This window comes from Chamaesiphon sp. OTE_20_metabat_361, assembly GCF_031364565.1.
Window position 1 is genome coordinate 1 of the sequence record NZ_JANLWO010000659.1, and the last position, 4,672, is coordinate 4,672.

The window sequence follows — 4,672 nt, forward strand, 5'->3', positions numbered from 1 at the left end:
GGATAAGGGATAGGGAATAGGGAATAGATCGTTTGGACGCAAGCGTCCCTAAATTTCTTTTAAGCTGAATAAACCTTAGACCCCAACCACTAACTACTATTTACTATTCACCAATCACTATCCCCTATCCCCTAACTTATGAATGTCGCCCTAAAATCGCTCCAACTCATCCTCGGTATGCTGACTGGACTGGTTGGCATCATTGGAGTCTTAGGTGGGGCGGGTTACTACTTCTTTGTCACTCAGATGAGTACCCGTCCGCCTAAACCCGTCTTTGCGGAGGAACGGGATGGGGGTAAATCGCTAGCAGCTAAACCTAAAGCCAAAACTGGTGCGAAACCCGCACCAGCACCAGTTAAAAACCCTCAAAATCCCGACGCAGCAGGAAAGCTACCGCCCGAAGCTTTTGATGCCAAAGTTGTCTGGAAAGATGGATTGTCACTTAAAAAAGACCCCGATTCGGGTGCCGAGAAAGTTGGAAGTGTGGCATTTAATGGCAAAGTCGCGATCGTCAAAACTAGCGACGATAAGCAGTGGGTAATGATTCGATCTCAAGTGGATAATGCCGAAGGTTGGGTGAAAGCTGGCAATATCGACAAAGCAGCCGCCGCCGCAAATGAAGTCCAAGCGGCTCCCAAACCAGCCACACCCGTTAGAACTAGAAACATCAGAAGAGTCAGACCGCAGTAGAGGCTTTAGGCTTTGGGCTTTAGGGGAAAGGGGAAAGGGGAAAGGGGAAAGGTAAAAGGTAAAAGGTAATGGGTTTAGACTCTCTCCTCGTCTCCTCGTCTCCCAGTCCCCCCATCTCCCCATCTCCCAGTCCCCCCATCTCCCATCTACCCTCTACCCTCTCTTTATCTGTTTGAGCTAAGATCGAAAGAGATCTTCTACAGGTTAACCCGACAGGTCCTATGCCATTTAACGAACTAACACCGATTCTGAAAGAACTTGCCAAAGAACCTGCGGCTTTTTGCAGTGGGTTTATCTCTGGGGCGCTCCGGCTCAACTTGACGGATGACCCCGTTAGAACCTGGCTGGAAAAGCAAGCTGGATTTACGCCAACAACCAGTCAAACTGGAACTAACGATCGCCAAAGACCGCAATCGATCGATATCGACTAGATCGACGAGGAGATTTGTACCGATGGCTTTATCCGATCTGAGCCAATCCCTAGCTACCCAGAAAAGTCTTTAAACTTGTAGTCTGGACGACTCAGAAAACCTAGGAGATCGGGTATGATGAAAATAATAATTACTAGTGCAGTTCGATCGTGGGACAGCTTTGTAGTTTAGACAGCTACCTATCCTAAGTTAGTCGTTCTAAAATCATCATAGCCCACTAGAATCGATCGGACTTAGTTGCGTCGCCTTGTAGCGAACGTCCTATTGTCTGTTTGCTGTCTGGTAACTTTCTCGTCCAGCTTTATCGATGCTCACATGACCATTTATATCGGAAACCTATCTTACCAAGCCACCGAAGAAGACTTAAAAACAGTTTTTGAGGACTACGGCACAGTCAAACGAGTTGTACTCCCTACAGATCGCGAGACTGGCAGAATGCGTGGCTTTGCTTTTGTTGAAATGTCTGACGACGCCAGTGAAGATAACGCAATTACCAACCTTGATGGTGCTGAATGGATGGGTCGTTCGCTCAAAGTAAATAAAGCACGTCCCCGCGAAGAAAGTGGCGGCGGTGGCGGTCAAAATCGTGGAGAATTCCGCAAGCCGTCTTACTAGAACCCGCTCTACAGATTCATCTCGATTGCGGTACCAACGATCGCAATCGAATCTTTCTATTTTGATGGTGAAGGTATCCCTGTTACCTTCACTCTTTTGCGCTGGAATTTGCGATCGGATTAATTATTAATTAATTTAAGTTGTAGTTTACAAATACCTAAAATCCGGCGATCGTTCTGACTAACTTTGCTCAGAAGTTGATAGTTAGGTTGCCCCATCAGCGGCTGTTTGCTGGCGCTTAGACCACGCTGATTATAAGTAAGTGTAGATTTTGACTTCCGACCGTCGAATGGGTCGATAATGGTCAAATTTAGCCGTGCTTCTTTAAATTGTCCATAGAAGCAACTAAACTCCGATCTTGGTAAGTAAAAAGCACCGATCGCCCGATCGCGGGTCGTTTCCAGAATAATATATTCTTTACCTACTACATCCGGTCGATTGGATTCACCATAGAGATACACGCCATTGGCAATTGAATTGGCACTCGACTGCTGCCTCTGAGCTAGAGCGCCCGGATCGCCGGGAATAACTAATAGGGCGATCGCGATCCTGGTCAGCCAGGATTTTTTACGGCGGTGGATTGACTGTAATAAAGCAATAACTACGCTCGACACTCACCCCTTCCCGAACAATAATTCATGATGGTATCAGACCGAATAATGGGAGCTACATTTCAGATTGTGTCTATCTATTATTATCCAGCATTTATCAGTATCCAGGACTATTGGGCAACAAAGTTATTTAGTGCTAGTGATGCGGCAATCTCATTAGTATCGACCAAAAAGTCGGGGCAATTCATGAATTGCCCCGACTTTTTGGCGATTCGAGCTAGAAGACAACATCTAACTCGCTACATAGTCGCGGAAACTGCTATGACGGCGGCGAAAATGCGACAGCGCTTGATGTTCTAGTTGGCGCACTCGTTCGCGGCTGAGATTGAGGATTTCCCCCACCTTCGCCAGTGACAGCTCCGCACCACCTTCCAAACCAAAGCGCAAACTAATTACGTCCTGTTGCTGACTGGTGAGTTCGGCGAGCGTGGAATGTAGCTCTTGGCGCAAAGACTCTTGAACGGTGTACTTCTCGGGAGAAATCCCGCCATCTTCGAGCAGTTCCGAGAGTTCGGTGTCCTGATGATCGCCGACGCGGACATCGAGCGAGATCGGCTGACGGGAGATGTTGAGATAGTCCCGAATCTGTGCGGGTTCGAGTTGGAGCGCGACGGCGATTTCGGCTGAGGTCGCACTGCGTCCGAGTTGTTGGGACAGCTCGCGCTGGGTTTTCTTGATTTTGTTGAGTTTTTCGGTAATATGGATAGGTAGGCGGATCGATCGACCTTGTTGAGCGATCGCGCGGGTAATTGCTTGGCGAATCCACCAGTAAGCGTAAGTTGAGAACTTATAGCCGCGCGTCGGGTCAAATTTTTCGACGCCGCGTTCTAGTCCCAAGGAACCTTCTTGAATCAAATCGAGAAATTCGAGATTGCGCTTCTGGTATTTTTTGGCAATGGCGACGACTAAGCGCAGATTGGCTTCGATCATTTTCTGCTTGGCTTGCTGACCCAAACGTAACACTCGGTCGAGTTCGGCTGTCGAACGCTCTGCTTTTGCCGCCCATTCTGTTGTCGTCGGCGGACGATCTAACGTCTGTTCCAGGCTCTGTTTGACCTCTTGTAAGAGCATCATTTGTTGCACTTGCTTACCATAGCAAATCTCTTGCTCTTGGGTGAGCAATGGAACGCGACCGATTTCGTGGAGATAGGTGCGCACCATATCGCCGGAATAGTGGGTTTGACCGATCGTTCGAGTTTTAACACTAGGCATGAGTTTCTATTTAACTCCCTTTACAAGTGGCTAGTAAAACTTTTCACCAGACTACTGTTTCTATCTTCACATTCGATGTGGATCGCAATGAAGATAAGCTGGTAAATGGATTGATAGTAGATGTCTCCATCTGGGCACAGCTTGAGCTGGGGTATTCTCCGGTGCCTTAAAAATAATGACGTAAATAGCTAGATTAAAGTTCTCCACTATCTAAAAACATAGCAGTCTAGGTCGAGGTGAAAACTTAATTAATCATTAAGTTAGGCTTTAGGCTTTAGGCTTTAGGCTTTAGAAATAATATGTAGGGTGGGCAGTGCCCACCAGCTAGGTTTCAGACGTTAGCTACTTAATAAACAATTGCATCTGTCTACTTTATTTGTAACAACTGGGGTAAATTGTTCTTAGCTTATAGATAGTGGGCAGTGCGATTAGGTATTAGGCTTTAAGATTTAGGCTTTAGGTTTTAGAAAAAATAGCACTTTTCACCCGAAGAGATATCTACAACCTAATACTCAGCCTTGAAAATCTAAAGCCTAATAACCGATCCCTAATACCTAATCCCTAAAGCCTAATACCTAACACCTAATTCTGGAACCAAAGAAATCCGGTTTGCATCAAACCGACGATAAAGCCGAGAATCCCGCCGAGATTGACAATGCCTTGCAGTTCGCTTTTGACAATGCCTTGAATTCCCGCTTCGAGTTCGGCGGGAGAAGTCGCTTTTACCCTGTCGATGATTACTTGGTCGATATTGAGGATCGGAATGACTTGGGTGACGATTTGTTCGAGATCGCGTTCTAAATAACGATCGATAATAATGGCAAGTTCCGCACTGACGACATCCAATGAAGATGTCAAAATTGTCGAACTGCGGAGCCGACCGATAACTACATTGGCAATCCCATCCCAATCGATCGAATCTGTTAGTCCTTGAATGAGTTCGACGCCTTTGTTCTGCATGTAGCTCCGGACATTGACGCTAATCGTTTTGCGGAGTCCTTTAACGGTAGAAACAGGTAAGTTTTGGAGGGAAAGATCGCGTAATAATTCTTGAACGCGATTGCGGATATTGAGGGCGACGATCAGTTGAGAGATAATCTGATTGGCTTTTTC

6 protein-coding genes are annotated in these 4,672 nt (G+C 46.6%); 3 read left to right on the forward strand and 3 right to left on the reverse strand.

The window, feature by feature from the left end; translation table 11 throughout:
• Positions 1-138: 138 nt before the first annotated feature.
• The 3 genes from RMO35_RS18880 to RMO35_RS18890 all read left to right on the forward strand — a co-directional run bounded on the left by RMO35_RS18880 (position 139) and on the right by RMO35_RS18890 (position 1,736).
• Positions 139-690, forward strand: a complete 552-nt coding sequence (locus tag RMO35_RS18880) for an SH3 domain-containing protein (RefSeq protein ID WP_309743102.1) — start codon at positions 139-141, stop codon at positions 688-690.
• 221 nt (positions 691-911) lie between these two features.
• Positions 912-1,121: a hypothetical protein gene (locus RMO35_RS18885; protein ID WP_309743104.1), complete on the forward strand. Its 210-nt coding sequence runs from the start codon at positions 912-914 to the stop codon at positions 1,119-1,121.
• A gap of 315 nt (positions 1,122-1,436) precedes the next feature.
• Entirely contained in the window at positions 1,437-1,736 is a 300-nt protein-coding gene (locus RMO35_RS18890; RefSeq protein WP_309743106.1) for an RNA-binding protein, read from the forward strand.
• A 119-nt stretch (positions 1,737-1,855) separates the two neighbouring features.
• Here the strand turns inward: RMO35_RS18890 and RMO35_RS18895 are convergent, their stop codons facing one another.
• The 3 genes from RMO35_RS18895 to RMO35_RS18905 form a co-directional block, all read right to left on the reverse strand.
• On the reverse strand, positions 1,856-2,350 hold the full coding sequence (locus RMO35_RS18895) for a hypothetical protein (RefSeq protein ID WP_309743108.1): 495 nt from the start codon (positions 2,348-2,350) through the stop codon (positions 1,856-1,858).
• A gap of 228 nt (positions 2,351-2,578) precedes the next feature.
• Positions 2,579-3,559 (reverse strand): RNA polymerase sigma factor, RpoD/SigA family, encoded by a 981-nt coding sequence (locus RMO35_RS18900; protein WP_309743110.1) that lies wholly within the window; start codon positions 3,557-3,559, stop codon positions 2,579-2,581.
• A 582-nt stretch (positions 3,560-4,141) separates the two neighbouring features.
• On the reverse strand, positions 4,142-4,672 hold a 531-nt coding region (locus RMO35_RS18905; RefSeq protein WP_309743112.1), incomplete at its 5' end, for a DUF445 family protein.